Source organism: Acidaminococcus intestini DSM 21505, from assembly GCF_000425045.1.
In the GTDB taxonomy this organism is placed as follows: Bacteria; Bacillota; Negativicutes; order Acidaminococcales; family Acidaminococcaceae; genus Acidaminococcus; species Acidaminococcus intestini.
The window spans coordinates 19,616-46,474 of record NZ_AULA01000008.1; the positions used below are offsets into that span (position 1 = coordinate 19,616).

The 26,859-nt window shown below is 48.5% G+C and carries 26 protein-coding genes; 20 read left to right on the top strand and 6 right to left on the bottom strand.

Annotation, left to right across the window (positions count from 1 at the left end; genetic code table 11):
* The first annotated feature begins 119 nt into the window (after nucleotides 1–119).
* The 8 genes from H503_RS0103550 to H503_RS12420 all read left to right on the top strand — a co-directional run bounded on the left by H503_RS0103550 (nucleotide 120) and on the right by H503_RS12420 (nucleotide 6,854).
* On the top strand, nucleotides 120–1,103 hold the full coding sequence (locus tag H503_RS0103550; protein ID WP_009015685.1) for a 3D domain-containing protein: 984 nt from the start codon (nucleotides 120–122) through the stop codon (nucleotides 1,101–1,103).
* A 133-nt stretch (nucleotides 1,104–1,236) separates the two neighbouring features.
* Nucleotides 1,237–1,782, top strand: coding sequence for a ribonuclease M5 (gene rnmV / locus H503_RS0103555; RefSeq protein WP_014128414.1), 546 nt, complete (start codon nucleotides 1,237–1,239; stop codon nucleotides 1,780–1,782).
* A gap of 14 nt (nucleotides 1,783–1,796) precedes the next feature.
* On the top strand, nucleotides 1,797–2,642 hold the full coding sequence (gene rsmA / locus H503_RS0103560) for a 16S rRNA (adenine(1518)-N(6)/adenine(1519)-N(6))-dimethyltransferase RsmA (RefSeq protein ID WP_016459540.1): 846 nt from the start codon (nucleotides 1,797–1,799) through the stop codon (nucleotides 2,640–2,642).
* Complete coding sequence (locus H503_RS0103565; RefSeq protein WP_009015682.1) at nucleotides 2,639–2,887, top strand: cysteine-rich small domain-containing protein; 249 nt, start codon at nucleotides 2,639–2,641, stop codon at nucleotides 2,885–2,887. The genes rsmA and H503_RS0103565 overlap by 4 nt, the downstream gene beginning before the upstream one ends.
* 888 nt (nucleotides 2,888–3,775) lie before the next feature.
* Nucleotides 3,776–4,069, top strand: a complete 294-nt coding sequence (gene groES, locus H503_RS0103570) for a co-chaperone GroES (RefSeq protein WP_009015681.1) — start codon at nucleotides 3,776–3,778, stop codon at nucleotides 4,067–4,069.
* Between the two features lie 64 nt (nucleotides 4,070–4,133).
* On the top strand, nucleotides 4,134–5,762 hold the full coding sequence (groL, locus tag H503_RS0103575; protein ID WP_009015680.1) for a chaperonin GroEL: 1,629 nt from the start codon (nucleotides 4,134–4,136) through the stop codon (nucleotides 5,760–5,762).
* Nucleotides 5,763–6,002: 240 nt separating this feature from the next.
* Nucleotides 6,003–6,518 carry a thiol peroxidase gene (tpx, locus tag H503_RS0103580; protein WP_009015679.1) on the top strand — a complete coding sequence of 172 codons (516 nt, stop codon included), beginning with the start codon at nucleotides 6,003–6,005 and terminating at the stop codon, nucleotides 6,516–6,518.
* Nucleotides 6,519–6,686: 168 nt separating this feature from the next.
* Nucleotides 6,687–6,854 carry a hypothetical protein gene (locus H503_RS12420; RefSeq protein ID WP_155877833.1) on the top strand — a complete coding sequence of 56 codons (168 nt, stop codon included), beginning with the start codon at nucleotides 6,687–6,689 and terminating at the stop codon, nucleotides 6,852–6,854.
* Between the two features lie 51 nt (nucleotides 6,855–6,905).
* Here H503_RS12420 and H503_RS0103590 read toward each other — a convergent pair whose 3' ends face one another.
* The gene (locus tag H503_RS0103590) at nucleotides 6,906–8,081 is read right to left on the bottom strand and encodes an MFS transporter (protein ID WP_009015678.1); all 1,176 of its coding nucleotides are present in this window, start codon (nucleotides 8,079–8,081) and stop codon (nucleotides 6,906–6,908) included.
* Between the two features lie 455 nt (nucleotides 8,082–8,536).
* On the opposite strand from H503_RS0103590, the gene H503_RS0103595 reads away from it, so the two are divergent.
* The 6 genes from H503_RS0103595 (at nucleotide 8,537) to H503_RS0103625 (ending at nucleotide 16,384) form a co-directional block, all read left to right on the top strand.
* On the top strand, nucleotides 8,537–10,138 hold the full coding sequence (locus H503_RS0103595; protein WP_026385438.1) for an AbgT family transporter: 1,602 nt from the start codon (nucleotides 8,537–8,539) through the stop codon (nucleotides 10,136–10,138).
* Between the two features lie 180 nt (nucleotides 10,139–10,318).
* Nucleotides 10,319–11,908: an AbgT family transporter gene (locus H503_RS0103605; RefSeq protein WP_026385439.1), complete on the top strand. Its 1,590-nt coding sequence runs from the start codon at nucleotides 10,319–10,321 to the stop codon at nucleotides 11,906–11,908.
* Nucleotides 11,909–11,953: 45 nt separating this feature from the next.
* Nucleotides 11,954–13,060: an amidohydrolase family protein gene (locus tag H503_RS0103610; RefSeq protein ID WP_016459537.1), complete on the top strand. Its 1,107-nt coding sequence runs from the start codon at nucleotides 11,954–11,956 to the stop codon at nucleotides 13,058–13,060.
* A gap of 266 nt (nucleotides 13,061–13,326) precedes the next feature.
* Nucleotides 13,327–14,310, top strand: a complete 984-nt coding sequence (locus H503_RS0103615; protein WP_009015674.1) for an ABC transporter substrate-binding protein — start codon at nucleotides 13,327–13,329, stop codon at nucleotides 14,308–14,310.
* A 17-nt stretch (nucleotides 14,311–14,327) separates the two neighbouring features.
* Nucleotides 14,328–15,188 carry an ABC transporter permease gene (locus H503_RS0103620; protein ID WP_009015673.1) on the top strand — a complete coding sequence of 287 codons (861 nt, stop codon included), beginning with the start codon at nucleotides 14,328–14,330 and terminating at the stop codon, nucleotides 15,186–15,188.
* Nucleotides 15,185–16,384, top strand: coding sequence for a quaternary amine ABC transporter ATP-binding protein (locus H503_RS0103625; protein ID WP_009015672.1), 1,200 nt, complete (start codon nucleotides 15,185–15,187; stop codon nucleotides 16,382–16,384). The genes H503_RS0103620 and H503_RS0103625 overlap by 4 nt, the downstream gene beginning before the upstream one ends.
* 42 nt (nucleotides 16,385–16,426) lie before the next feature.
* On the opposite strand, the gene H503_RS0103630 is transcribed toward H503_RS0103625, so the two are convergent.
* A complete protein-coding gene (locus tag H503_RS0103630; RefSeq protein ID WP_016459536.1) occupies nucleotides 16,427–17,272 on the bottom strand; it encodes a LysR family transcriptional regulator in 846 nt (281 codons plus the stop codon).
* Nucleotides 17,273–17,423: 151 nt separating this feature from the next.
* Between H503_RS0103630 and H503_RS0103635 the strand changes: the two genes are divergently transcribed.
* A complete protein-coding gene (locus H503_RS0103635) occupies nucleotides 17,424–18,275 on the top strand; it encodes an aldo/keto reductase (protein WP_016459535.1) in 852 nt (283 codons plus the stop codon).
* 126 nt (nucleotides 18,276–18,401) lie between these two features.
* On the opposite strand, the gene H503_RS0103640 is transcribed toward H503_RS0103635, so the two are convergent.
* The gene (locus H503_RS0103640; protein WP_009016107.1) at nucleotides 18,402–19,619 is read right to left on the bottom strand and encodes an iron-containing alcohol dehydrogenase; all 1,218 of its coding nucleotides are present in this window, start codon (nucleotides 19,617–19,619) and stop codon (nucleotides 18,402–18,404) included.
* Between the two features lie 328 nt (nucleotides 19,620–19,947).
* Here H503_RS0103640 and H503_RS0103645 point away from each other — a divergent pair, with 328 nt between their 5' ends.
* Genes H503_RS0103645 through phoU form a run of 5 tightly spaced genes read left to right on the top strand, consistent with a single transcriptional unit; the run spans nucleotide 19,948 to nucleotide 24,197 of the window.
* Nucleotides 19,948–20,850, top strand: coding sequence for a phosphate ABC transporter substrate-binding protein (locus H503_RS0103645; RefSeq protein ID WP_009016106.1), 903 nt, complete (start codon nucleotides 19,948–19,950; stop codon nucleotides 20,848–20,850).
* Between the two features lie 37 nt (nucleotides 20,851–20,887).
* Nucleotides 20,888–21,814, top strand: a complete 927-nt coding sequence (gene pstC, locus H503_RS0103650; RefSeq protein WP_009016105.1) for a phosphate ABC transporter permease subunit PstC — start codon at nucleotides 20,888–20,890, stop codon at nucleotides 21,812–21,814.
* Complete coding sequence (locus H503_RS0103655) at nucleotides 21,811–22,731, top strand: PstA family ABC transporter permease (RefSeq protein ID WP_009016104.1); 921 nt, start codon at nucleotides 21,811–21,813, stop codon at nucleotides 22,729–22,731. Before pstC ends, H503_RS0103655 begins: the two co-directional genes overlap by 4 nt.
* A 3-nt stretch (nucleotides 22,732–22,734) precedes the next feature.
* Complete coding sequence (gene pstB, locus H503_RS0103660) at nucleotides 22,735–23,511, top strand: phosphate ABC transporter ATP-binding protein PstB (protein ID WP_009016103.1); 777 nt, start codon at nucleotides 22,735–22,737, stop codon at nucleotides 23,509–23,511.
* A 20-nt stretch (nucleotides 23,512–23,531) separates the two neighbouring features.
* Complete coding sequence (gene phoU / locus H503_RS0103665; protein WP_026385441.1) at nucleotides 23,532–24,197, top strand: phosphate signaling complex protein PhoU; 666 nt, start codon at nucleotides 23,532–23,534, stop codon at nucleotides 24,195–24,197.
* A 164-nt stretch (nucleotides 24,198–24,361) separates the two neighbouring features.
* Here phoU and H503_RS0103670 read toward each other — a convergent pair whose 3' ends face one another.
* The 3 genes from H503_RS0103670 to sstT form a co-directional block, all read right to left on the bottom strand.
* Entirely contained in the window at nucleotides 24,362–24,682 is a 321-nt protein-coding gene (locus H503_RS0103670) for a branched-chain amino acid transporter permease (protein WP_009016101.1), read from the bottom strand.
* Complete coding sequence (locus H503_RS0103675) at nucleotides 24,679–25,407, bottom strand: AzlC family ABC transporter permease (protein WP_009016100.1); 729 nt, start codon at nucleotides 25,405–25,407, stop codon at nucleotides 24,679–24,681. The genes H503_RS0103670 and H503_RS0103675 overlap by 4 nt, the downstream gene beginning before the upstream one ends.
* Nucleotides 25,408–25,473: 66 nt before the next feature.
* Nucleotides 25,474–26,724 (bottom strand): serine/threonine transporter SstT, encoded by a 1,251-nt coding sequence (sstT, locus tag H503_RS0103680; RefSeq protein WP_009016099.1) that lies wholly within the window; start codon nucleotides 26,722–26,724, stop codon nucleotides 25,474–25,476.
* Nucleotides 26,725–26,859 lie beyond the last annotated feature (135 nt).

The following is a 26,859-nucleotide window of genomic DNA, read 5'->3' on the forward strand; positions in this document are numbered from 1 at the left end:
TCAAAACCGTCACAAAATCAAGCTATGAAAATGTTCATTTTTAGGAGCTGGTCCTAATTTTGTTTTGACAGGTTTTTCGTCTCCATGGTAGAATACAAAAGCTTTAAGGAGGCGAGAATTTGCGAATAACAAATACTTGGAAGCGTCCTGAAAAGTGGGTTGTTGTCATGCTCATGCTTGTCTTCAGCTTGAATTTTCTCGGCTTTGCTGCCGCTCCAAAACAGGTGAAGATTCAAGTTGACGGGCAGACGATTGCCCTTTCAACCAGAGCCCTTACGGTTAAAGGTGCTTTGGAAGAAGCCGGTGTTGTTCTTCAAAAAGCCGACGGTTATGATGTAGTTGGTCATGGAAACTTTGAAGATGGATCGACGATCGAAGTCATCCGTGCCATTCCAATCAAGGTGTGGCATAATGGAAGAACGACCGAGTATACCATCGGACGCAAAACGGTAAAAGAAGTGCTGGATGCTGTGGGTGTGGACTACAAAGGATATAAGGTGTATCCGTCCTTGGAGTCCCCGGCAAAAAAAGACATGACCATCCATGTCGTTTCCCCCACAACTGAGGTGAAGACGGCCAAAGAAAGCATTCCTTTTGAAGTGGAATTCCGCAACAATGACAACCTGCCCCGCGGCAGACAGTCTGTTGTATCGGAAGGCCGCAATGGGGAAGCTGTGGTCACCTACCGCACGGTGAAGATTGGAAATCAAGAAGTAAGACGTGAACTGGCGCGTGATGTTGTTTCCCAACCTGTTCCGCAAGTCGTAGAAGTAGGCACAGGCAAAAATCTGATGGTGGAAACAAGCCGTGGCTTTGTTCGGTACCGCAGCGCGAGAACCTTTGAGGCTTCCGCGTATACCCTTGCCGAGGGCAGTGGAACCGGTCTGACTTCGACAGGCGTTGTGCCTTATCATGGAATCGTAGCTGTGGATCCTGATGTGATTCCATATGGAACGCGGATGTATATCCCTGGTTATGGTTTTGCCGTGGCAGGTGATTGCGGCGGTGCTATCAATGGCAGCCGGATTGACCTGTACATGGAAAACTACTCTGACGCAATCAGTTGGGGCAGGCGCGACGTAACCGTGTATTTCCTTGAGTAGAAAAGGGGCTGTTGCCAATTGGCAATGGCCTCTTTCCTTATTTGTGGGGAGAACTTTCTTTTGACATTCTTCCTGCAATCTGTTAGAGTAAAAATCCGGAACGAGAGGTCCAAGAATAGGGAGCGTGACAAGATTGCTTAAGGAAGTCCTTGTCGTAGAAGGAAAAATGGATACAGTGGCGATCAAGAAGGCCCTTGATGCCGATACAATCGAAACAGGCGGCTTTACCTTGTCGCCGTATACCCTTAAAAAGATTGAAGCAGCCTATAAGAAGCGGGGCATCATCATCCTCACCGACCCTGATGGGGCAGGGGAGCGAATCCGCCGTTATTTGACGGAGCGCTTTCCTGAGGCGGGACAGGCCTTTGTGCCAAAGTGTGAAGCTCTGGCCCACCATGATGTGGGCATTGAGCAGGCTCAGCCGGAGGCAATCCTCAAGGCACTTTCCAAGGTGCGTCACACCACGATGACGCCGCAGGAAGAATTTACGGCCATGGACCTTTACCATAACGGTATGAGCGGATCCCAGTCTGCGGCGGAAAAACGGGATGCCCTTGGAGCCGAACTGGGTATTGGCTACGGCAATGTGAAGAAAATGGTGGAGCGTCTCAATCATTATGGCGTGACCCGCGACGAATTCAATAAAGCACTTCAGATCATCGAAACACGTCATGCGTGAGAAAGGACTTCAGTATGCTTCATCCTGTGATTGCAAGCCGTGAAGTAACGCGGTATATTCTTGATACCTTTGGCCTTCATACAAAAAAACGCTTTGGACAGAACTTCCTCATCAATGAGTCTGTTGTAAGGGGCATTGCAGAAAAAGCAAAGATTGGTCCTGGGGACCTGGTCCTTGAAGTCGGGCCTGGAATCGGCACATTGACCCAGGCCCTTGCGGAAACCGGAGCCAATGTCAAGAGTGTTGAAATCGATGAGTCTCTTCTTCCAATCCTTCGCAAGACGCTTGAAGGGTATGACAATGTAGAAATCATCCATGGGGATATCCTTAAGGTTGACCTCAAAGACATTACGGGGGGAAAGCCTTTTACAGTGGCGGCGAACCTGCCTTATTACATTACGACGCCCATCATCTTTTCCCTGCTTGAAGCAAACCTTCCCTTAAAGCGTATTGTCGTTATGGTGCAAAAAGAAGTGGCTGAGCGGATGGCTGCTCGTCCTGGAACAAAGGCTTATGGGCCCCTTTCCTTGGCGCTGCAGTATTATTCGGAGCCCCAGCTGGCAATTCCCGTTCCGGCTCACGATTTCATGCCGGCCCCAAAGGTTGATTCCATGGTCGTCGTATGTGAAAAAAGGGAGAGTCCCATTGTCAATGTGGATGCGTCTTTATATGTTAAGGTCGTGCGGGCGGCTTTTTCCCAGCGCCGGAAGATGCTCCGCACTTGTCTAAAGTCAATGGTGCGTCCTGGTGATACAGCGGAGGCCTGGATGGCCCGTGCTGGGATTGAGCCGACGCGCAGAGGGGAGTCCCTTACCATAGAAGAGTTTGGCAAACTGGCGGAAAGCTGGGAAGAAAAATGACGAATCACTATAAGTACTTTTCCCATAAGGAATGTGAGTTCTTCCCCTGTCATAAGGAAAGTGACGGGAAGGACTTTAACTGTCTCTTTTGTTTCTGTCCTTTGTATCTAGTTAAGGCCTGCGGCGGAGCCTATACTTATACGGAGACAGGCACCAAGGACTGCTCTCATTGCCTTTTTCCCCATAAAAAGGAAAACTATGGCAGAATCATGGCTCGGCTCAAAGAAGAAATGGAAAAGAAATGAGGAAAGAAAAGCCAGAGTGCATGGATGAATCCATGCACTCTGGCTTTTGCTGTGATGCTGCAGCGCTATGATGCTGCTGCCAAAGGCGGCAGGTAGATAAACCAGCTATAAAAGTGTTGCTATGATGATACCCGACAACGGTTACTTTATATTCGGTACGACCTGCTATCGTGTTACGCGTTAGAACTTGATTTCTCCGAAATCAATCCGCCTTTGCCAAGGGGGGACAAAAGCCGCATGTTGCCACATTAAAAAGAGGAAACATGGTCTTTCGGTGGTGGATGAAGACGCGAAGCAGACGTTTCCTTACGAGCCGCTTATAGGTTGTACCTTAAGATCCGTGATATGAGATAGTGGGGCTCTCGGCGAACCCATTAGCCTGTTGGTAACCAATCCACGTATAACAGAAAAGGCAAAAGCCGGAGACTGTGAAACCCTAGCTCTTGCCATATGCTGCCAGGTATTACCTTTGGGTCAAGTATGAGGGAAAAGATTTTTGGAAACCGTCTTGAAAAAGGTCAGTTCATAACAGCGGCTTGCGAGGCGGATTTGCCCGGGTTCTGAGGCTGCTATGGAACGGAGCGAAAAGCAGAAGAACATGTTTGAGGGCGAATGTAATTTGGCGCCCACGACCGACAGGGAGACGATTAGGCGCCGCTCGTTATCATCTTTCCCTTCAACGCACTATAAGCATCAAAGCATCAAAGCTCCATAGCATTCCTATATGTCTTTCCAACCTAAAAGACAAAAAGTTTGACTTTTTTAGTAAAACCCCTTGCATTTTTTTTGAAAGATGCTATTATTATAGCTGTGGTTAGCACTCCAATGTAATGAGTGCTAATAAATCAAAAAGTTAAAATTTATCCATAGTGAAAGGGGATTACAAACATGTTAAGACCTTTGGAAGATCATGTCGTCGTAGAACCGGTTGTGCAGGAAGAAAAAACGGAAAGCGGGATTTATCTGCCCGATACGGCTCATAAGGACAAACCCCAGACCGGTAAAGTCGTAGCTGTAGGTACGGGCCGTCTCCTTGATAATGGCACCCGCATTGCTTCTGAAGTCAAGGTTGGCGAAACTGTTGTCTTTGCTAAATACTCCGGCAGCGAAGTCGAACTGGACGGCAAGGATTATATCATCCTCCGTGACAGTGATATCTTGGCCGTCGTTGAGGATAAGTGAATCGCTCCCTTTTTTGTGGAGAACCAATCACCTTATATCATTTGGAACTAAGGAGTAGATAAAAATGGCTAAACTCATTCAATTTGATGAAGAAGCACGTCGTGGTCTGGAACGCGGCGTCAATAAACTGGCTGATGCTGTAAAAGTTACCTTGGGGCCCAAGGGCCGCAACGTTGTCCTTGAAAAGAAATTCGGTTCCCCGACCATCACCAATGATGGTGTAACCATTGCTAAGGACATTGAACTGGAAGATCCGTTTGAAAACATGGGGGCTGCTCTTGTTCGTGAAGTGGCAACCAAGACCAACGATATTGCTGGTGACGGGACCACGACGGCTACCCTTCTTGCTCAGTCCATCGTTCATGAAGGCATGAAGAACGTGGTTGCCGGTGCTAACCCCATGGTCCTCAAGAGAGGCATCAAGAAAGCAACGGACTGCCTCGTCAAGAAGCTCCAGGAAAATGCCAAGACGGTCAGCACCAAGGAAGAAAAAGCACAGGTTGCTTCCATTTCTGCTGGTGACACGGAAATCGGTGGCCTGATTGCTGATGCTATGGAAAAAGTCGGCAACGATGGCGTCATCACCGTTGAAGAATCCAAGACCATGGAAACCTCCCTTGAAACCGTTGAAGGGATGCAGTTCGACCGCGGCTATATTTCCCCGTATATGGTTACGGATCCGGACAAGATGGAAGCCGTTCTTTCCAATCCGTACGTCTTCATTACGGACCGTAAAATCACTATGATCCAAGACATCATGCCTGTTCTTGAAAAAGTGGTACAACAGGGCCGTGAACTCTTGATCATTGCTGAAGATATCGAAGGTGAAGCCCTGGCTACACTCGTTGTGAACAGACTCCGTGGCACCTTTAAGGCTGTTGCCGTCAAGGCTCCTGGCTTTGGTGATCGTCGCAAGGCTATGCTTCAGGATATTGCAACCCTGACGGGTGCGACGGTTATCAGTGAAGAAGTTGGCCGTAAGCTCGACAGCGCTACAGTTGCTGATCTTGGTTCCTGCAGCCAGGTCCGTGTAACCAAGGACCTTACTACCATCGTTGATGGTGCTGGTGACAAACAGGCCATTGCTGACCGTGTTGCTTCCATCCGTGCCCAGATTCCTGAAACGACTTCCCAGTTCGACAAGGAAAAACTTCAGGAACGTTTGGCTAAACTCTCTGGCGGTGTTGCCGTTATCAAAGTTGGTGCCGCTACGGAAACGGAACTGAAAGATAAGAAACTCCGTATCGAAGACGCTCTGAACGCTACTCGCGCTGCTGTGGCCGAAGGAATCGTTGCCGGTGGCGGTACGGCTCTTCTGCAAGTACAGCCGGCCCTCGATGAACTGGAAAAGGAAACCGAAGGGGATGAGAAGACAGGTATTGATATCGTTAGACGCGCTATCGAAGCTCCTGTCCGTCAAATCGCCAACAACGCCGGTCTTGAAGGTGCCGTTATCGTTGAAGCTGTCAAGAAGGCTAAGAAGGGAATTGGCTTCAATGCCCAGACGGAAGAATATGTTGATATGATCAAGAGCGGTATTGTAGATCCTTGCAAGGTTACACGCAGTGCCCTGCAGAATGCAGCTTCCATTGCTGCCATGATTCTTACCACGGAAGCCGTTGTTGCGGATAAACCGGCTGAAAATCCGGCTCCGGCGGCTCCTGCCATGGGTGGCATGCCTGGCATGATGTAAGATGAATCGGGAGTTGTGCCGCAGGTAGGCTCCTTTTATCCTTAAAAAATCGCATACGCACCGTGAGGTGCCTGAAACGTCCCTATGGAGTGTTCCATAGGGACGTTTTTCTTGCTGTAATTTTTCTGTAAATAGTTAAAATAACTATTTACTAATCATTATTAAAGTGCTATAGTATACGTGTCGTATGAATGAATCATATGGATCATCCATTTTGCTATGATATAGGAGGAATGAATTATGGAAAAACGTTCTGGTGCAGTTACTTTTGCTGGAGGCCCTGTAACCCTTGTTGGTCCCGAAGTGAAAGTGGGAGAAAAGGCGCCTGATTTCAAGTTGCTTGATAATAGCCTTGCTGAAAAGACCTTGAAGGACTATGAAGGCAAAATCAAGGTTATTTCTGTTGTACCGTCCCTTGATACGGGTGTCTGTGATGCCCAGACCCGTTGGTTCAATAAGGACGTAACTGGTCTTTCTTCCGATGTCGTGGTCCTCACGGTTTCCATGGATCTGCCCTTTGCTCAGGCTCGTTGGTGCGGGGCTGCTGGGGTCAAGAATGTAGTTACCCTTTCTGACCATCGTGATGCCTCCTTTGGGACGAACTATGGCTTCCTCATGGAAGGACTGCGTCTTGAAGCCCGTGGTGTTGTTGTCATTGATAAAAATGATAAGGTCACCTATGTGGAATACGTTCCAGAAGTCACCCATGCCATTAATTTTGATGGTGTCCTTGCTGCAGTAAAGGCTCTGATTTAATTGTAGGGCTTCCTGATCGACCTATTCACCTGCACCGGTGAGCGAGACTTTTTGATGACGTATCGAGACCAGGACTTTCAAAAAGAAAACATCATCTACCGGAATGTGGATTGATTTGCCCATTGGTTTGCCTCTGTCCTTAAGACGTTTGATGGATCAGCCCAATCTTTGACTGTTTACTTGGGGGACCTTACGGAAGCTTATGCTGTTTCCAATGAGGAATTTTTTGAGATCCGCGGATTTTATACAAAAAGCGGAAATTCTGAAGGCTATTCGTTCAAGGTCCAGTATCAGCAGGATGAGGACGGCGAAATCATTCAAAATATGATCTTATAACTAGATAAAAAGAAAAATTCCCGACTGGAAATGATACCAGTCGGGAATTTTTCATGCTTTTTTCTTTATCATGGAAGGCGGGACGGGAACGAGGAAGGCGAAGAAGCAGCCAATGGCGGCGACGATCCAGAGAATCTGCAGGCTAGGACCAACACCCCAACGGTCGGCAGCCCATCCGACCAGGGGAGAAATCAGGCCGCCTACACTGGCACTGAGACCCAAGGTCACGCCGGAAGCAAAACCAATGTTGCGGGCAAGGTAGGTCTGTCCCAAGATGACCATGGGACTGTAAGGCGCAAAAAGGGAAAGAGCCGTCGGCACCAAGAGCAGGGTTGCTGTCGTTTGGCTGGTACTGTTTGTGAGAAAGAAGAGGGCGGGGACCATGACGAGGAAGGATATCCGCATGACCTTGATGTGTCCCACTTTGTCTGCCAGGATACCGCCCAAAAAAGTCATGACAACCCCCATGGAAAAAAGCAGGGAAAGGGCAAGACTGCCGCTGCTTGCTGATGTGCCAAGAACGCTGATCCAGTAAATTGGGATAAAGGAGTTAAGGATGGTAAAGCCAATTGAGCGTGCAAAAATAACGAAACTAAGTTTCCCGAAGGCGTTCCAATCATTTTTCGGCTGAGGTTCGTTTGAATGGCATTCCCTTTTTTCTGTCCCTTTGAGTCTTTTTTTGATTGCAGGAAGTTTCTTCATCAGATAGAGAGCCGTAAGAAAATTGACTACGGCGTAAATGATGAGCCCCTTGATGCCAAACTGATAGGCGCTGAACCCTGCTGCCACGGGACCGACGGCAAAGCCTGCATTGCCCCCGACAGAAAAAATCCCCATCGCCTTGCCTTTTTGGGCGCCTGAAATGCCGTTTACAAGACGAGCTGCTTCGGGATGGAAAAGGCTGCTGCCCAATCCGCTCAGCATGGCTAAAAAGAGGATGAACCAATAATTCTGGGTAAAGGCCATGGCTGAAAGACTGAACCCACAGAGAAAGACACCAAGGGGGACCAAATAAGGAAGGGATGCACGGTCCGAATAGTAGCCGATGAGAGGCTGCGTTACAGAGGCGAGGACAATATTTGCAAAGATGATGCCCGCTGCTTCCTGATAGGAAAGATGGCAGGCCGCGATAAAATAGGGGAGAAGGGCTGGAATCCCGCCTTGGGCCCAGTCTGTACCAAAATGGCCCAAGGTAAAGTGCAGCACGTTATTCTGGGAATGTTCCATGGAAGCCTTCCTTTCTGCATGGGGAGAAACGTTTTTCTTTCATTGTATTCGACAGCGCTTCATCCTGCAAGGTAAAAGAGGAGAAACCTCGAATAAGACCTTTTGGTGTGGATAAGTTAACTGGCAGTTTGAATCAATGGGCCATTATACGCCAAATATCGAATCATATTGTTTAGAAATGTAATGAATCCATAAAGACAATATCGAATTTGACCACATCACATGGATGAATCGCCGTTATTTTTGCAAAATTTTATATTTTCAGAAAATAACTAGCATTCTATCCTGACTTTGGGTATAATAAAGATGCAATCATTTTTCTCAAAGCGCCGTTTTTTCTATCGAAGGGGACGCAACGGTCAAACCAGCCGCGGCTTGGATAGACGGCTTAAAAATCCGGCAGGCGCTTTTAGCAGGAACGGAACCCAATTAAACAAAAGGAGGCAACAAATCGCATGCAACCATCTGTAAGAAAGAAATCGTGGATGAATCGATTCATCGACACCATTGAGTATTGGGGAAATAAATTGCCCCATCCTTTTATCCTTTTTGGGATGCTCGTCGTCATTACCCTTATTGGGTCCTGGATCTTATCCCAGGCTGGCTGCAGCATAACCTATATGGCAGCTTCACGAACCCCAGGGGAACCGGAAAAGGAAGTGACCATTGCCGTTACCAATCTGCTATCCGGAGAAAACCTGCGTTACCTGATTACGAAGTATCCTGATATTTTTATTGGGTATCCACCTATGAAACTTGTTCTTGTGATGATGGCGGCAACGGCCTTTATCGAAAAGACCGGTTTCTTTGGGACTTTTATGAAAAAGTATCTGCTCCGCGCGCCTCGGGGCCTCGTGACTTTTGCTGTTGTCTTTGTCGGCGTCAACTCCAATTTGATGAGTGATGCCGGGACCCTTTTTGCCTTGACCATGGGTGGAATTATTTTTGCTGCTTTGGGCCGAAATCCCCTGATTGGTGTTATTCTTGGTTGGGCAAGTTCGAGCGGCGGCTTTACGGCAAATCTCTTCCTTGCTGGGACGGATGCTCTGCTTGCTGGCATAACGGAAGGTGTTGTCAAGGAGATGGGCGTTGCAGTCGATATCAATCCAGCCATGAACTACTTCTTTATGGCTTCAGCGACCTTCTTCCTTTCTGTGACGCTTACCCTTTTTACGGAAAAGGTTGTCTGCCGTATGGTCGGTGATGGGGATGGAAAGGTCAATATGGCTTTGCTTGAGGAGCATAAACTAACGGCGGATCAGGAAAAGGGACTGCGTTGGGCTTTTTATGGATTTCTCTTCTTCCTTGCCGTTATGGCAGCCCTTACCGTTCCTTCCTGGGCCATCCTGCGCAATGCGAAGGGTGGTTTCCTGCCGAAATCACCGTTCTTTGCTGGCATCATCACACTTATTGCTTTCTTCTTTGTTTCCACAGGCCTGCCTTATGGTGTGGCAACAGGGGAAATCAAGAAGTGGAAGGATATTCCCCGCCTTGTTTCCGCCGGTCTGCGGGAAGCGATTCCCCTTTTGACGACGACCATGATGGCAGCGGTCTTCATCGATATGATGAATAAATCCAATATCTTTAAAATGGTTGCTGTAGCTGGTGCAGAAGCTCTGCGTGGAGCCAATATCGGTCTTTTGCCGCTTTGTTTGATGATCATTGTCGTGACCACCATCATCAACCCGTTCATGACAAGCGGTTCCTCCAAGTGGCTCATCATCGCGCCCATGATTGTTCCTATGTTCACCATGCTGAATGTGCATCCTGCTTATGCCCAGCTTGCGTATCGCATTGGTGACTCGGCTACGAATATCTGTTCCCCTCTGCAGGAACTTCTGCCCGTAATCATTGGCATGCTGACACAATACCAGGAAGACGGGAAAATCCCTCTGCGTCCAGGTGAAACGGAACATCGCAAGATTGGGATTGGTACGATTTTTTCCTTGACTATTCCCTATGCCATGGTTATTCTTCTGACCATGACGGCCATGCTCATTGTTTGGCTCACCTTTGGTCTTCCCATTGGACCGGGCATTCCTATGCATATTCAGTAACGTTCCGGCTTCCTTGATTTTGTCCCCCCTTAAGAAGGCATCAGACTAAGATGGAAAATCCCCTGGCAGCTAATCAGCTGCTGGGGGATTTGTAGAATCAGTAGAAATTCATCGCGATGAATATCCTTTTGGAGAGGCTTCTGGTTGAGGCTTCCTTTTTCTAAACGGAGAATAATCCTCATGAAAACAAAGAAAACCTTCCTCAATCGATTTATTGATACCATCGAGTATTGGGGCAACAAATTACCCCATCCTTTTATGCTCTTTGGCGGTATGCTCCTTGCTACTTTATTCATTTCCTGGCTTCTTGCCCGTATGGGTGTCAGTATCTCCTATATGAGTGCATCAAAGATTCCCGGTGAACCGGAAAAGCTTGTGACAGTTGCTGTTGTTAATCTTCTTTCTGGAGATAACCTGCGCTACATCATCATAAAATTCCCGGAAATCTTTGTTTCTTATCCACCGCTTAAATTGGTCCTTGTCATGATGGCTGCCAGTGCCTTCATTGAAAAAACGGGCTTTTTTGAGACCTTCATGAAAAAATATCTGCTCAAGGCACCACGCAGTCTCATTACTTTTGCTGTCGTCTTTGTGGGAATCAATGCCAATCTGATGAGTGACGCGGGGACGATTTTTTCCTTTACCATGGGCGGTGTCATCTTTGCCGCCTTGGGACGCAATCCTCTTATTAGGGTCATCCTTGGCTATGCGAGCGCCAGCGGCGGTTTTACAGCCAACCTCTTTCTTGCCGGGACGGATGCACTGCTCGCGGGGATAACAGAAAGCATTGTCAAGGAAATGGGACTTTCTGTACCCATTAATCCCGCGGTCAACTATTTTTTCATGGCGGCAGCCACTTTTGTTCTTTCCGTGACCATGACCATTTTTACCGAAAAAGTCGTTTGCCGTATGGTGGGCGATGGGGATGGGACCCTTGATGAGAGCCTCATCGCAAAACATCGCCTTACGGAAGATCAGGAAAAAGGACTGCGCTGGGCTTTTTATGGCTTCCTTTTCTTCCTTTTCATTATGGGACTTCTCACGATTCCAGAGGGAGCACTCCTGCGTAATGCCAAAGGGGGATTTCTTCCAAAATCCCCACTCTTTGAGGGCATCATCGTCATTATAGGCTTTGCTTTTGTGGCAACGGGAATTCCTTATGCGGCAGCAACAGGAACAATCAAGGAGATGCGAGATATTCCCCGTCTGGTATCAGCCGGGCTGCAGCAAGCCATTCCTCTTTTGACAACAACCTTGATTGCTTCCCTTTTTATCGATATGATGAATAAGTCCAATATATTCAAGGTTGTCGCCATTGTTGGAGCTGAAATCTTCAAAGGGGCCGATGTGGGGCTTATTCCTTTGTGCCTAATGATTGTTGTTGTGACAGCCATTATCAATCCTTTCATGACCAGTGGATCATCTAAATGGCTCCTTATTGCCCCCATGATTGTGCCCATGTTCACCCTCCTCAATGTCCATCCTGCCTATGCCCAGCTGGCCTTTCGCATTGGGGATTCGTGCACCAATATTTGTTCGCCCCTTCATTCCGCCCTGCCCATCATTATAGGACTCCTCACGGAATATCAAGCCGAAGGGAAGATTCCTTTGCGTCCCGGCGAGACGATGCAACGGGAACTGGGGATTGGAACCATTTTCTCTCTTACGATTCCATATTCCCTGGTTCTCCTATCAACCATGACGGTCATGCTGGTTCTTTGGCTGCTGCTTGATCTGCCTATCGGGCCAGGGGTTTCCATGTATCTGTGATTTTTGTGCTATACTGAAAGAAAACTCAATGAAGGAGGAACAGCAATGCTGATCAAAAATGCTCATGTACTCAGTCCCCATGTGACAGAGGGGTTCTATGATATTAGGGTCCTTGACGGAAAAATTGCCGAAGTGGGGGAGAGCCTTTCGGCAGAAGGTGAATCCGTTCGGGATGCTGGCGGGGCCTATGTGACGCCTGGATTCATTGATGCCCACACACATCTTGGACTCAAAGCAGATTCGCTGGGTGAATTTTACGCTGATCATAATGAGAAGAAGATGATTCTTTCACCAGAGATGCGTGCCATTGATGCCATCAATCCTCTTGACCGGACCTTTGAGGAGGCGCGAAATGCCGGGATTACGTGCTGCGCAAGCGGCCCTGGTTCGCTTAATGTGATCGGCGGTCAGTATGCTGCCATCAAGACGCGGGGCAAGATCATTGACGAGATGGTCCTTGATCCTTATTTTGCCATGAAATGCGCCCTGGGGGAAAATCCTAAAAAGGGATATGAAACAACTCGTATGGGGATTGCGGCAACACTTCGGGAATTTCTCCTTACTGCCAAAGTTTATGCGGAAACGCCTGTCCGTGATTATGACCGGAAACTGGAACCCATGGTGCCTGTCATGCGTGGCGAAAAACCGCTTAAGATTCATTGCCATGAGGCCCTTGATATTGTGACGGCTATCCGCATTTGTGATGAATTTCATTTACGGTTTACCTTGGACCATGTGACAAGCGGGACGGATATCTTGGAATTTTTGCGCAAACGTCCGGAGATCCCTCTTCTTGTAGGGCCCAGCCTGGGAAGCCGCGGCAAGGTGGAGCTTCACGGGAAGGGATTTGACAGTGTAGCGGCGTTAGCAGAAGGCCGTGATATCTGCATCATTACGGATGCTCCCGTGATTCCCCTGCAGTATTTGCCTGTTTGCGTTGGCCTTGCCATCAGCAAGGGCATGGCCTATGAAAAAGCTCTTGCAGCGGTCACCATCAATGCGGCCCGCGTCATGGGCGTTGATCAGCGGGTTGGGAGCCTAGAAAAAGGAAAGGATGCCGATTTGGTCCTTTTCAAGGATAAACCTTTTGTCACGATTCAAGATCCTTTGGCTGTCATGATGGACGGAATTTTTCTTGACGCCTCTAATTAAAAAGAAGCAATTTATGAACCTCTCCTATCAACTTTGATAGGAGAGGCTTTCTTTTTACTGAAAAGGATGATTTGTGTACAGATAATAATGATAATGGGAATAAAATCGGACGTGTTTGAACGGATATACAAGATAAATTATACTTACACAAATATGTATCATTTTATGAACAAATTGTAAAATATTTGACGGAGTATTTAGCAACATGTTAAATTAATATTATGAACAAATATTTTGAATAAATATACTGAAGAAAGGATGGTTTCATGAAAGCATTCAAGTTGATGATCCTTACTGCTTTTCTTGTTTTGCTGGGAATTCTATCAGGGTGTTCCCCTGACGAAAAGCGGCCTGTTGTCTTTGCAGATCCTGGATGGGATAGTGTCCGGTTCCATAACGCTGTGGCTCAGCTCGTTGCTGAAAAGGTCTATGGACTCAAGACGGAAATCCTTTATGGCTCCACGCCCATCACGCAGGCCGCCCTTGTACGCGGCGATGCAGATGTCAATATGGAGCTGTGGACGGATAACGTTCCCACTTATGAAGCTGATAAGGCCGCCGGCGGGATCGTGGATCTGGGCGTCAACTATGATGATAACCGCCAAGGGTTTTATGTCCCGCGCTACGTCATTGAAGGTGATGCCGAACGCGGTATTGCCCCTATGGCGCCGGACCTGAAATCCGTCAAGGATCTGAGCCGCTATGCGGCGCTCTTTAAGGATGAGGAAGATCTCGCGAAAGGACGCTTATATGGTGCCATCCCAGGATGGAATATCGATGCCATCCTCTATAAGAAGTATGAAGTCTATGGGCTTAATCAGAACTATATCTATTTTCGGCCTGGCAGCGAAGCTACGCTTTCTACGGCTTTTTTGACTGCCTACGAGAAAGGGCTTCCTGTTGTTGGGTATCAATGGGAACCTACTTGGCTTTCCGGTAAACTTGACCTTGTATTGCTGGAAGACGCCCCTTATGAGAAGGCCGCCTTTGAAGAGGGCCTTACGGAAGCCCCTGCCGTGAAGGTTGTGATTGCGGCCAATTCTCGTTTCCCCAAACGGGAGCCGGAGTTTTCAAAGTTCCTTAGCCGCTACCATACGTCAAGTACCCTTACGGCAGAAGCCTTGGCTCATATGGCGGATACAAAGGCTTCCTATGAGGAAACGGCCCGCTGGTTCCTCAAAAAACATGGGGAACTTGTTGATGCTTGGCTGACGCCAGAAGACGCAGCCAAACTGAGGGAAGCACTTTAACTGGGAAAGGAGCCCTTATGATCAATTATCTCACAACGTTTCCGAACCTTCGCATCAATGTGGCTGAGCCCGTCGATGCTTTTGTCCGTTATATCAACATTCATTATGGAGAATTCTTCGTCTCCTTCAAGCGTCTCATTGGTATCTTTGTTGGGGCCCTTAACAGCGGACTTGACGCAATTCCTTGGTGGATCTTGATTCTTGCCGTGGCCTATGGCGGCGGCAGATTGATGAATAGTTACCGCAAAGGCGCTTTTTTTGGCGGGCTGCTCTTTTTTATCGGTCTTTTGGGTTACTGGCAGATGATGTGTGAAACCCTTTCCATTGTCCTTGCGGCTGTGTTCTTTTCCCTTTTGATTGGTCTTCCCATTGGCGTCCTCCTTGCCTCCATCAAACGGGCCGATCCTTTGATTCGGCCTTTTCTTGATGCCATGCAGACCATGCCGACCTTTGTTTATATGATTCCCGCAGTCATGCTCCTGGGGCCAGGAAAGGTGCCTGCCGTCCTTGCAACCGTTGTATATGCAGTTGTTCCTGTCATTCGGCTGACCAGTCATGGAATCAAGCAAGTCGATCCAGAAGTAGTCGAAGCGTCTCGTTCATTTGGGGCCTCACGCTTCCAGACCCTCGTCAAGGTGCAGATCCCTCAGGCCCTGCCTACGATCATGACGGGTATCAATCAGACCATGATGATGGCGGTTGCTATGGTCGTTACAAGTTCCATGATCGGTGCCAACGGCCTTGGTATGGAAGTCCTCATCGCCATCAACCGTATGGAATCAGGTCGTGGTCTGTCGGCGGGACTCAGTATTGTCATCATTGCGATCCTGCTTGACCGTCTGACCCAAAGCGTGATTCGGAAGGAGGAATCCCAATGACACAAACGCCCATTCTCGAGGTCCGGCACCTCTACAAAATCTTTGCCCCTCTGGATTTTCGCGGTGAAAAGAAAATGGCCTATAAGCTATTGGAACTTGGGGCTACAAGACAGGATGTCCTTGAAGCAACCGGGATGACGGCGGCTGTGACGGACGTGTCCTTTCGGGTGGGAAAAGGAGAAATCTTTGTACTTATAGGGCTGTCTGGCAGCGGCAAATCGACCCTTGTGCGCTGCCTCAATATGCTGCATCGGCCCAGCCGGGGAGAAGTCCTCATTGACGGAGAAGATATCACTGCGTACGATGAAGTAAAACTTCAGAAGCTGCGGCGGACAAAAATTTCCATGGTCTTCCAAAACGGCGGTCTTCTCGCTCATCGGGATGTCATGGGCAATGTGGGCTATGGTCTTGAAATCCGCGGCGTCAAGAAGGAGGAACGGGAGGCCAAGGCTCTTGAAATGATTCGCATGGTGGGTCTTGAAGGGCACGAACGGGAGAGTCTTGATAGTTTGTCCGGCGGGATGCGGCAGCGCGTTGGTATCGCCAGGGCCTTGGCAAGCGACCCGGATATCCTGCTCATGGATGAAGCCTTTTCCGCCCTTGATCCCCTTGTGAAAAATGATCTCCAGTTTGAGCTGCTGCGCATCCAGGAGCAGACGGGAAAGACCATCATCTTCATTACTCATGACATCAATGAAGCATTTAAGTTGGGAAGCCGCGTGGGCATTTTGCGGGACGGACGCATGATCCAGCTTGATACACCGGAAAAAATGCTGAGCGCACCGGCCAATGACTATGTCCGCCGCTTTATTGACAGTGTTGATACAACCAAGGTGCTCACGGTTAAGCACATCATGACCGTTCCCGGTTCGGTCATAAAAAAGACCGACGGCGCCAATGTGGCCCTAAACAGTATGCGTGCGAGCGGCGTTTCAAGTGCCTATGTGGTGAGTGATTATATGCACTTTGACGGAATCATCACCTTGGAAGGAGCCCTTTCCGTGCGGGATGGGAAGAAGACTTTTGAAGAAGCCATCATTCGGGAGGTTCCTTTTGTACGCAATCTTGATGCTCCAGTTTCTTCCATTGTCCCTCTGGCGGCAAAGACGCAGTATCCTCTTGCTGTAGTGGATGAGCATGATGTCTTCCGCGGCATTGTGACAAAGGCCTCCGTCCTGTCTTCCCTTTCCGTCTAAACAAAAACGGGTCTTCCCAAAGGAGGACCCGATTTTTTGTTTTTATTTTTGTTTTAGCCATTTAGTAAAGAGGGGATAGCGTTGGCCCATCTTTTTTGTCATGACAAGAGAGTACTCAATCTGGGCCGATTGGTCCACAATCGGGACAGCCGTCCGATTTTTGAGAGGTTCTTCACTAAGGACACGGTCCGTAATGAAGGAAGGCAGGGAGGAAGCTTTCTCCAGCTCGAAAAAGTCATCTCTCTGTTCTTGGAGCAGGAAACGGGAATGGGGCATTGTTTCCTTGATGAGATCCTTCCAGAACCCGATGTGGGAATAAACAATCATGGCAGTCCCGTCCAAATCGGAAAAAGAAAGGGAGGAGCTTTTTTCCTGGGGATGCCCTTTGGGAAGGTTGAAGTACAGTGATTCCTTGCCGAAGGGGAGAGCGATGAGTGCGCTGTCAGTCGGCTTAAAAGGCAGGATAATGACATTGTATCGCCCATCCCGCAGCCCTTGAAGAAGGGGCTCGGTGCTGCGCAGTTCCGTTGTCAGTGACTGCGATGGATAGAGTTCCGTTGCTAGCCGTACAAAGTCCATGACAGGATAGGGGGCACAGCTTCCCAGTGACAAGGTATGCCTTGAGCGGTCGAGCTGACGGACTTTATCCGTCATGACTTCTATTTCGGAGAGAATCTTTCTTGCTTCCTTTATGGCAAGCAGCCCATTTTCATTGAGGGCAATGTGATTTTTTGACCGCGCAAATAGAATGACACCAAATTCCTTTTCCAAAAGTTTCATGTTCCTTGTCAGTGTCGGCTGTGAGACGTGCAGGATTTCTGCTGTTTTTGAAAGTGTGCCGTACATTCCAAAGGCAACGAATTGGAAAAGATGCTCAAATTCAATCATACGCACCTCCACTATTTATTTTATAAATACTATTATACTATATTACTAATGTACAAGAAACGGATTTCTCGCTATAGTATAAGAAAGATTGGCATATTCAGCAATCAATTTGAAAAATTATATGATAGAAAATAAGAAAGGTGGAATCCTTATGCAGGAAGTGACCCTTAATCAGGGAATCAAGATGCCCCAACTGGGATTTGGTGTTTTTCAGGTTCCCGACGAAAAAATTTGCAGGGAAAGTGTCCTTATGGCCCTTGAAACTGGGTACCGGCTCATTGATACGGCTGCCGCGTATTTCAACGAAAAAGCTGTTGGAGAGGCAATCAAGGAAAGCGGGATTCCTCGGAATGAGCTCTTTATTACGACGAAACTATGGGTTCAAGATGCTTCTTATGAAAAGGCTAAGGAAGCCCTGAAGGTTTCCCTTGATAAGCTGAATCTTGATTATCTGGATCTTTACTTGATCCATCAGCCCATGGGGGACTATTATGGTGCCTATCGGGCCATGGAAGAGGCGCATGACAAGGGACTTGTTCGAGCTATTGGGGTCTGTAATTTCTATCCTCATATCCTTGCTGATTTTTGTGAGACTGTTCGCGTCATGCCAGCAGTTAACCAAGTCGAGCTGCATCCTTTCTTTCAGCAGGAAAATGCCTTGGCACTTATGAAACACTATGGCGTGAAACCGGAAGCTTGGGGGCCTTTTGCAGAAGGAAAACATGGTCTTTTCACCCATCCGGTCCTAACAGAAATCGGGAAAAAGTATGGCAAGTCCGCCGCCCAGGTGGCTTTGCGCTGGAATCTTGACCGTGGCGTCATCGTCATTCCAAAGTCGACCCATCTGGAACGGATGAAGCAAAATATAGATGTCTTTGATTTTACCCTTTCAGCAGAAGACCGTAGCGCCATTGCAGCCCTTGACCGGGGCCGCAGCGACATTGTGAATCACTTTGATCCCCAATTTGTCCAGGCCCTTCACCAACTGAAGATCCATGATTGAGTGCCTTACCCACCCTGCCAGATCGATCTTTTTATTTCAACCATTTCATTGCGCGTAAGAAAAGCTCCAGCCCTCTTTAAAGGAGGACTGGAGCTTTTGATGCATCTGAAAGGGGCGCCGTTGGCTTCAAAAATCAATATCCCTATCGTAGTAGCAGGCTTGGAGCAGCTTTTTCATCTCACTTTCCGTCGGTTTACGGGGATTGGACGAGGTGCAGGCATCTAAAAGGGCGTCTTTGGCAATTTGGGGCAGTCTTTCTTCAAAGACGGCTTCCGGAATGAACCCTTGCTCTGTCGGAAGGGCATCCTTTCCATAGAAACGGATGGCACGGGGAATCCTCAGCTCTTTCTGCGTATTACGAATCCAGTCAATGAGGAGATGGACTTTTTCCTCGTCTGTCGTTCCTCCCAGCTTCATGTAGTCGCAAATGATGGCGTAGCGTTTTTTGGTCGCTTCTTCTTTCGCGTTAAACTGGATAACCTTTGGCAGATACATCGCATTGGCTGCCCCATGGATTAGGTGGGCCCCATAATCAGCAAAGGCTGCTCCTGTTTTATGGGCCATGGAGTGGACAATCCCCAGGAGGGCATTGGAAAAGGCCATCCCAGCAAGGCACTGCGCATCATGCATCTTATCCCTTGCTTCCATGTTGCCTTGGTAAGAGGGAATCAGATATTTTTGAATCATTTCTATGGCATGGATGGCAAGGGCGTCCGTAAATTCACAATGAGCCGTTGACACATAGGCTTCCACGGCGTGAGTAAAGGCATCCATACCAGTATGTGCCACGAGTTTTGGGGGCATGCCATGGGTTAATTCAGGATCGATGATGGCCATGTCCGGTGTAATCTCAAAGTCTGCAATCGGGTACTTGATTCCGCTTTTATAATCGGTGATGATGGAAAAACTGGTCACTTCCGTGGCCGTGCCTGATGTGGACGAAATCGCGATAAAATGGGCTTTGCGCCTTAATTTGGGGAGTCCAAAGACCTTGCGCATTTCATCAAAGGTGATGGATGGGTACTCATATTTGATCCACATGGCTTTTGCGGCATCAATGGGGGAGCCGCCGCCAATGGCGATGATCCAATCAGGACCAAATTCCTGCATGACCTTGGCGCCTTTAAGAACAGTTTCTACTGAAGGATCGGATTCGATACCTTCGTAGATCTTTACTTCCATGCCTGCCTCTTTGAGGTAGGCCTCGGCTTTACCGAGAGAACCGTTCCGACGGCTGGAACCTCCGCCGGTGCAGATTATGGCACGTTTTCCTGTTAAATTTTTAAGGATTTCCATGGAGCCATAGCCATGATAGATATCTCTTGGAAGTGTAAATCGCTGCATAATATGACCTCCTTTTTAGGTTACGGGTTCATCATATCATGGTTCGGATGGATTTCAACTAGTGACACCAAGGGTTCATATTTATGGTGTGAATCTGTAACAAAGTTACCATAAGACCCGCAGTTTTGGCCATGTTCTCAAATCAATTGCCCTTTGCTAAATGGGGTAAGGCTGTCCCATGATGAGGACGTACTTTCGGGCGTGCTTGTTTTTACGAAATTTTTACAGGAAGAAAAGGTCAATCTTTACAGAGGTGGGGTAGGCTATTCATAAAGCAAAACCAATACAGCTCATAAAAAAGATTGGTGTAAGAAAGGATGGATCATTGATGAAAGTAAAAAGCGCGTTAAGAAAAGGATTGCTGATGAGTTTGACAGCTATGATGGTGGTTGGGCTCGCTGGCTGCGGAGGTAAGAAGGCAGCAACGACGGGTGGCGAAAAGGCTCTTTCCGGAAACATTACGGGTTCTGGTTCATCGGCTCTCCTGCCGCTTGTCAAGGATGCAGCAGAAGCCTTCAAGAAGAACCATAAAGATGTATCCATCAGTCTTAATGCTGGGGGAAGCGGCACCGGTCTCAAACAGGTCTCCGAAGGCTCTGTCGATATGGGAAACTCCGATGTTCCGGCTGCATCCAAACTGCCTAAGGATAAAGCAGAAAATCTCCTTGACCACAAGATCTGCGTTATGACCGTTGCGACCATTGTCAATAAGGATGTAGCTGCCACTGTAAAGAACCTGACCAGCCAGCAGCTAAAAGAGATCTTTACGACGAAAATCAAGAATTGGAAAGAAGTCGGCGGTCCGGACGAACCGATTGTCCTGATTACCCGTCCGAAGACTTCCGGTACGCGTGCCCTCTTTACGAAGTATGCATTGGGCGGAGTGGAAGAAGTTTCCAATAAGTCCCTTGAGACGGATAACTCCGGACTCCTGCTCCAGAGTGTTGCCCAGAATAAAGGTGCCATTGGATATGTGGCCCTGCCTTATCTTGTAAAGAATGATACGGTCGCCGCCATAGCTATTGACGGCGTTGCCCCGACCTTGGAAAACACCTACAGCGGTAAGTATAACGTCTTTGGGTTTGAACATATCTACACGGCAAAAGACCCGAAACCGGCGGTCAAAGCTTTCCTCGAATTCATTGGTTCTGCTGATTACGGCAAACGGATTGAAGAACTGGGTTACGGTGTCAGCAGCAAGATAGAGCTGAAGGATCCAGACCACGATTAAGTCCATCTTTCCAGCTTTGAGAAAGGAAGATTTTTCTATGAAGGAAAAAGCGATGCTGCAGCATGCAGCAGCCATCCATCACAGGGAACTCCTTGCAACGACGGGAGTAAAGCTATGCGGGTTTACAGCGGCTTTACTTCCGTTTTGTATAGGCCTGTTCCTTTTTATGCGCGGCAGTGAGACGTTTCTGGTCTTTGGACATTCGTTACAGGAATTTCTTTTCAGTGGGCAGTGGGCCCCTTCTGATACAGCGTCCGGCGGAGGGCAGGTGGGGGCTGCCATGTTTATCTCGGGCTCCCTTGTCATCTGCCTCCTGGCCCTTTTATTTGCCCTTCCAGTCAGTCTTGCGGCGGCCATTTATATGACGGAAATTGCATCCCCTTCGTCACGGCGCCATGTCCAACCTTTTATTGAACTTTTTACGGGGATTCCCTCTGTCATCTATGGCTGGATTGGTCTTACCGTGCTGATTCCTTTTTTACGGAAATTTTTCACGATGCCTTTTGGCTTTTCCGTCCTTTCTGCTTCTTTGGTGCTGGCAACTATGATTTTTCCCGTGATTACTATGATGGCCTCCGATGCCATGATGGCTGTCCCCAAGAGCCTGCGTGATGCAGCCTATGGCCTTGGTGCGACACGTTGGGAGACAATCCGTACCGTTGTTCTTCCTTCTGCCCGGACGGGAATCTTTACAGGGATTGTCCTAGGTCTTGCCCGTGCTTTGGGCGAAGCCCTTGCCGTGGCTATGGTTGTAGGTCAAATGAAGGTTTTCCCAACCTCCCTATTTCTGCCGGCAACGGCCATGACAACGGTCATTGCTTCTGATATGGGAAGTGCCATGGAAGGCGGCGAATATAATGCCGCACTTTGGACGCTGGCGTTGCTGCTCTTTGTCATCTCATTCATCCTGATCTTTATTATCCATCACGTGGGTAAAAAGCGCTTAAAGGGGGCTGACCAATGATTGAAGAAATTCTTTCGCTCCCCCGCCATGATGAGTCCTCTAAGGAAACGGGGCTGAACCGAATCAAGCGAAAAAGAATGATATCGTCCATCATGACCGGCTTTTTTTATGCGGGGGCTTTTGGCGCGGCCTTGCTGCTCACTATCTTTGTTGCTTTTGTTATCGGGCAGGGTTTCTTGTCGGTAAATCCAGATATTCTCGATTCCCTTTCCAGCATCTTTTTCAATACCCTCTATCTTGTGGTCCTGGCCCTGTTTTTCAGCGCCTTATGGGGGATTCCTGCAGGAATCTTTCTTGCAGAATTCGCCGGTCATGGTAAATTGACCAAATGGGTCCGGATGGCGATTGAAACCCTCGCGTCCCTTCCATCGATTGTTGTTGGCCTATTTGGTTATCTGGTCTTTATCGTCATGACCGGTTCCCAATGGAACCTGATGGCCGGGGCCCTGTCTGTTTCCATCATGACCTTGCCCATGCTTGCCTCAGTTACGGAGGACGCCCTTGAAGGACTGCCGCCGTTTTATAAATTGGGCAGCCTGGGCCTTGGAGCATCCCGGATGCAGACACTGATCCACGTCGAGCTGCCCGCATGTTTTCCGCGTATCATGACCGGTCTTATCCTCGCTGCTGGCCGTGGCTTTGGGGAAGCGGCCGCCCTGATGTTTACGGCGGGAATGAGCACGGACATCGACTGGTCAAACTGGGATATTTTAAGCCAATCCTGTCCGCTGAACCCGTTTAGGCCGGGTGAAACCTTGGCCCTTCATATTTGGGCACTACGGACGGAAGCGCTTGATCCCAATGCGGCGCAAATCGCAGGGGTCACGAGTGCCATCCTGATGTTGGTCGTTGTTATTTTCAATGCGCTGGCTCGCTATATCAGCTGGCGCATGGAAAAGAAAATGGGAGGAATTTGATCCATGGAAAAACTAGATGCAAGATCGGAGGACCTGACATTTGATATTCAGCACGTGAATCTTTTCTATGGAAAGAATCAAGCTTTGAAGGATATTTCCATGCAGGTCCGCAAAAATGAGATCACTGCTCTTATTGGACCGAGCGGATGCGGGAAATCCACGCTTCTTAAGACACTTAACCGCATGAATGATTTTGTTGAGGGCTGCCGCGTTGAAGGATCCATCAAGTTTGAAGGGCTTGATATCTTTACGGAAATCGATTCCTTGCTCCTGCGTTATCGGGTGGGGATGGTCTTTCAGCAGCCTTCGCCGTTTCCTAAGAGTATATATGATAATGTTGCTTATGGGCCGCGCGTCCAGGGCATTACGAGTCAGTCCGTCCTAGACGGCCTCGTGGAGACAAGTTTAAAGCAAGCTGCCATTTGGGATGAACTCAAGGATCGACTCAACACGAGTGCCTTGGGCCTTTCCGGCGGGCAGCAGCAGCGCCTGTGCATTGCAAGGACACTTGCCGCGCAGCCTTCCGTGATCCTTATGGATGAACCAACAAGTGCCCTAGATCCGATTTCTACCCAGAAAATCGAGGATCTTGCCTTGGAACTTAAGCGACAATATACGATTGTCATCGTGACCCATAATATGCAGCAGGCCAAACGGATTTCCGACCGAACAGCGTTCTTCTACTTGGGTGAATTGGTGGAAATGGACCGAACCGAAAAACTCTTTACCAATCCTGACGAACCTCGTACGGAATCTTACATTACGGGCCGGTTCGGTTGATGCCAAAAGGAGGAATAAACATGCGGGATGCCTATGTAGACTCCCTTGAAGAAATGCACAAAGATGTGGAAAAGCTCATTTGCGCGCTCAAGGATACAGTCAAAAGGACGGGGCAAGCCATGCTCAGCATGGATGTCGATATGGCACGGGAAATCCGTGATGGTGATGAGGCCTTTGATAACATGATCCGTGATATCATGCACAAAGACCTCAATATCCAGGTCCTGCAGTCACCCGTTGCCGGTGATTGGCGGGGTCTTGTCGGAACCTTCAAGATCCTAGGGGATATGGAACGGATTGCAGATCATTGTTCCGATATCAGCAGCTATGTGCTGCGTATTGCGGGAATGAAAAATCCCCTTCCACTGCCGAAAGGGGTCGATCATCTCTATGAAGATATGGAGGGTCTTGTCACGACGGCCTTTGACTGTTACCTAAGTGGGGATTCCAAGACCGCGGAACTGATCAAGGATAAGGATGATGTTGTCGATGCCCACTTCAACCAATTGCTTTATGATCTTTCCAATAAAATCGAGAACCAGGAAGACCGGTTAAGTACGGGTGCCTATGTGGATTACGTGCTCATCATCAAATATATCGAGCGCATGGCGGACCATGGAACCAATATTGGTGAGTGGGTCGTCTATCAAAAAAATAATGAATTGCCTGGACGGCCGAATCTATAATTTGGATATCCGGATGTGGGGAAGAAAAGGGCTCGGGTGATGGAGCCCTTTTTTGCTGTCTCTAACAAGTAGGAAAACGTTCTTTGCCTTCGTTCATCCTTTCTAAATCGCGGGACTATTACGATTTCATTGATGTGAGCAAAATCCGTGCAGCGAGCAGATTGTCAGAGCCTAATCAGCACCATGTAACAAACCGTTCCAACGACCATGGAAAGCATCATGCTGCGCTTTTTGAGCTGCAGGAAAACGGTGACGGCTGACGCACATAATTCTGGCAGTCCGTAGGGCGAAACAAGAAAGGTGATATGGCGCAGGCAGTAGACGCAAAGCATGGCAAAAATGGCGGGTGGCAGGGCCTTTCCCAGATAAGTCATGAAAGGCGGTGTGGGGCGCCTAGATGAAAAGACAAAGAAAGGAAGAAAGCGGGTCAGGATGGTTGCCGCGGCACAGACGCCAATCGTAATGGCTTCTTCAAAAAAGGTCATGAAGGAAAGCCTCCTTTTTGGGTAATTCGTTTGCGCAGGCCCGTTACGAGAATGAGAATCACGATCATGGTGGGAATCAGGAAGTGGTCGGGACCAAATAGAAGCCTGCAGATTACGGCAGAGCAAAGTCCGATGGATGCGGTGAGCGGCGTTTTTTGCTGGCGAACCTGTTCAACAAAAATGACAATGAACATGCTTGTCATGACAAAGTCAATACCTTTTGTGTCAAAGGGAACGAGGGAACCAAAAATGCCGCCAAGGGCTGCGCTTGTAAACCAGTACGTGTAGTCAAGCAGCGTAACAAAAAGCATGAACCAGCCTGGGTCAACGTCGGGATGGGGCTTTTTGGCAAAGATCAGGGCGAAGGTTTCATCACACATGCCGTAGATCAGAAACGGTTTTTTCCAACCCATTCCTTTATAGCGGTCCAGCATGGCAATGCCATAAAAGAGGTGCCGCGCCTGGATCATGAGAGCCATGAGAAAAGCTTGGAGCGGGGCAAAGGGAGAAAGGAGCATGGTCACTGTAACAAACTCCAAGGAGCCGCCAAAGATGATCATGGCCATCAGCATGGGATACCAAAAGGAAAACCCCATACGCTGCATATAAAATCCATAGGCTGCTCCGATAAAAAGAAATCCGGCCGCAATGGGAAGTGTAGCTGTCAAGGCCTCCCTGAAAGCATTTAAGATGGGTGGACGGGCAGGGGACTTGGGCAGAACCAATGTAATCACTCCTTATTAAAAGGGACTGCCGCCGTTTTGGCGCAGTCCCATTCATGTGCTGTACAATCAATCTTTGCTGGGAACAAGGTCCCCGGCCTTTAATTCACCGCGCTTGGCCCGTTCCGCAAACTCAGCCGTTGCCGTAAATAGGACATCACTGCTGCTGTTAAGGGCTGTTTCACAAGCATCTTCCAAAACGGAGATGATGAATCCAACGCCAACAACCTGCATGGCAAGGTCGTTGGAGATGCCAAAGGAAGCACAGGCGACAGGAATCAGAAGCAGAGAACCGCCAGCTACACCGGAAGCCCCACAGGCACCGACGGTGGAAATGAGGCATAAGAGGAGGGCTGTCAAAAGATCGACTTGGATTCCTAAGGTGTTGGCCGCTGCCAAGGCAAGGACAGAAATTGTAATCGAAGCACCTGCCATATTGATTGTAGCGCCAAGCGGAATGGAAATGGTATAGGTATCCGGATTAAGTCCCAAGCGTTTGCAAAGGGACAGATTGACGGGGATATTCGCAGCTGAACTTCTGGTAAAGAAGGCATAGATGCCTGATTCACGAATCGTGGCAAAGACAAGGGGATAGGGATTGCGGTGGATTTTGGCAAAGACGATGATTGGGTTCATGACAAGGGCTACCAAGGCATACGAGGCAATGAGGACCCCGAGCAGCTTTAAATAAGAAAGAAGGGCGGAAAGTCCGCTTGCAGAAATGGACTGCGTCACAAGACCCATGATGCCGAGCGGGGCAAAACGGATGACCCAGCTGACGACAATGGTGATGCCCTTCGAGAGGTCATCAAAGACTTTTTTCGTTTCTTCTTTAGCGACGCTATGCATGGCAAGGCCAATGATGACGGCCCAGGCGAGGATCCCAATGTAGTTGGCCCGCAGGAGGGCGTTAACAGGGTTATCCACGACGTTCATGATCAGCGTATGAAGGACTTGGGCAATCCCGCTGGGCGGATTGATTTCACTGTTTCCAATCGATAGCTGTAGAGTGACAGGAAAGAGAAAGGACAGCGTTACGCCAACAAGAGAGGCAGCGAAAGTGCCTAGGACATAAAGTGTGACGATGGGTTTCATGTTGGTATCACCATCACTCTTGCGCTGCGTCATGGCGTTCATAACGAGAATAAAGACAAGGACTGGAGCCACGCCTTTAAGGGCACTGACAAATAAATCGCCGAAGATACTGACGAAGGGGACCGCAGAGGGTACAAAGACGGCGAGCATGATGCCAATGACGAGTCCAATGGCAATCTGTTCAATGAGGGGCACTTTCTTTACAAAGGTAACAAGCGGATTCATGTGCAAACTCCCTTTCTTTCATGACTGAAACAAATGAAAATAAGATTCTTCTAGTATACTCGTTTCATGTTGCAAGTACAATAGTTTTCAACAAAATCATAAAAAAGGATGCACATTACAAATGCTATCTAAACA

Excerpts from the sequence above, each read along its gene's own strand:
- H503_RS0103655 (WP_009016104.1), top strand. The coding sequence starts at position 21,811 with ATGATTGAAGAAATTCTTTCGCTCCCCCGCCATGATGAGTCCTCTAAG.
- groL (WP_009015680.1), top strand. The coding sequence starts at position 4,134 with ATGGCTAAACTCATTCAATTTGATGAAGAAGCACGTCGTGGTCTGGAA.
- H503_RS0103605 (WP_026385439.1), top strand. The coding sequence starts at position 10,319 with ATGAAAACAAAGAAAACCTTCCTCAATCGATTTATTGATACCATCGAG.
- H503_RS0103630 (WP_016459536.1), bottom strand. The coding sequence starts at position 17,272 with ATGATTGAATTTGAGCATCTTTTCCAATTCGTTGCCTTTGGAATGTAC.
- H503_RS0103670 (WP_009016101.1), bottom strand. The coding sequence starts at position 24,682 with ATGACCTTTTTTGAAGAAGCCATTACGATTGGCGTCTGTGCCGCGGCA.
- tpx (WP_009015679.1), top strand. The coding sequence starts at position 6,003 with ATGGAAAAACGTTCTGGTGCAGTTACTTTTGCTGGAGGCCCTGTAACC.
- H503_RS0103590 (WP_009015678.1), bottom strand. The coding sequence starts at position 8,081 with ATGGAACATTCCCAGAATAACGTGCTGCACTTTACCTTGGGCCATTTT.
- H503_RS0103640 (WP_009016107.1), bottom strand. The coding sequence starts at position 19,619 with ATGCAGCGATTTACACTTCCAAGAGATATCTATCATGGCTATGGCTCC.
- sstT (WP_009016099.1), bottom strand. The coding sequence starts at position 26,724 with ATGAATCCGCTTGTTACCTTTGTAAAGAAAGTGCCCCTCATTGAACAG.
- H503_RS0103635 (WP_016459535.1), top strand. The coding sequence starts at position 17,424 with ATGCAGGAAGTGACCCTTAATCAGGGAATCAAGATGCCCCAACTGGGA.
- H503_RS0103565 (WP_009015682.1), top strand. The coding sequence starts at position 2,639 with ATGACGAATCACTATAAGTACTTTTCCCATAAGGAATGTGAGTTCTTC.
- H503_RS0103595 (WP_026385438.1), top strand. The coding sequence starts at position 8,537 with ATGCAACCATCTGTAAGAAAGAAATCGTGGATGAATCGATTCATCGAC.
- H503_RS0103625 (WP_009015672.1), top strand. The coding sequence starts at position 15,185 with ATGACACAAACGCCCATTCTCGAGGTCCGGCACCTCTACAAAATCTTT.
- H503_RS0103620 (WP_009015673.1), top strand. The coding sequence starts at position 14,328 with ATGATCAATTATCTCACAACGTTTCCGAACCTTCGCATCAATGTGGCT.
- groES (WP_009015681.1), top strand. The coding sequence starts at position 3,776 with ATGTTAAGACCTTTGGAAGATCATGTCGTCGTAGAACCGGTTGTGCAG.
- rsmA (WP_016459540.1), top strand. The coding sequence starts at position 1,797 with ATGCTTCATCCTGTGATTGCAAGCCGTGAAGTAACGCGGTATATTCTT.
- H503_RS0103610 (WP_016459537.1), top strand. The coding sequence starts at position 11,954 with ATGCTGATCAAAAATGCTCATGTACTCAGTCCCCATGTGACAGAGGGG.
- phoU (WP_026385441.1), top strand. The coding sequence starts at position 23,532 with ATGCGGGATGCCTATGTAGACTCCCTTGAAGAAATGCACAAAGATGTG.
- H503_RS0103615 (WP_009015674.1), top strand. The coding sequence starts at position 13,327 with ATGAAAGCATTCAAGTTGATGATCCTTACTGCTTTTCTTGTTTTGCTG.
- pstB (WP_009016103.1), top strand. The coding sequence starts at position 22,735 with ATGGAAAAACTAGATGCAAGATCGGAGGACCTGACATTTGATATTCAG.
- H503_RS0103645 (WP_009016106.1), top strand. The coding sequence starts at position 19,948 with ATGAAAGTAAAAAGCGCGTTAAGAAAAGGATTGCTGATGAGTTTGACA.
- pstC (WP_009016105.1), top strand. The coding sequence starts at position 20,888 with ATGAAGGAAAAAGCGATGCTGCAGCATGCAGCAGCCATCCATCACAGG.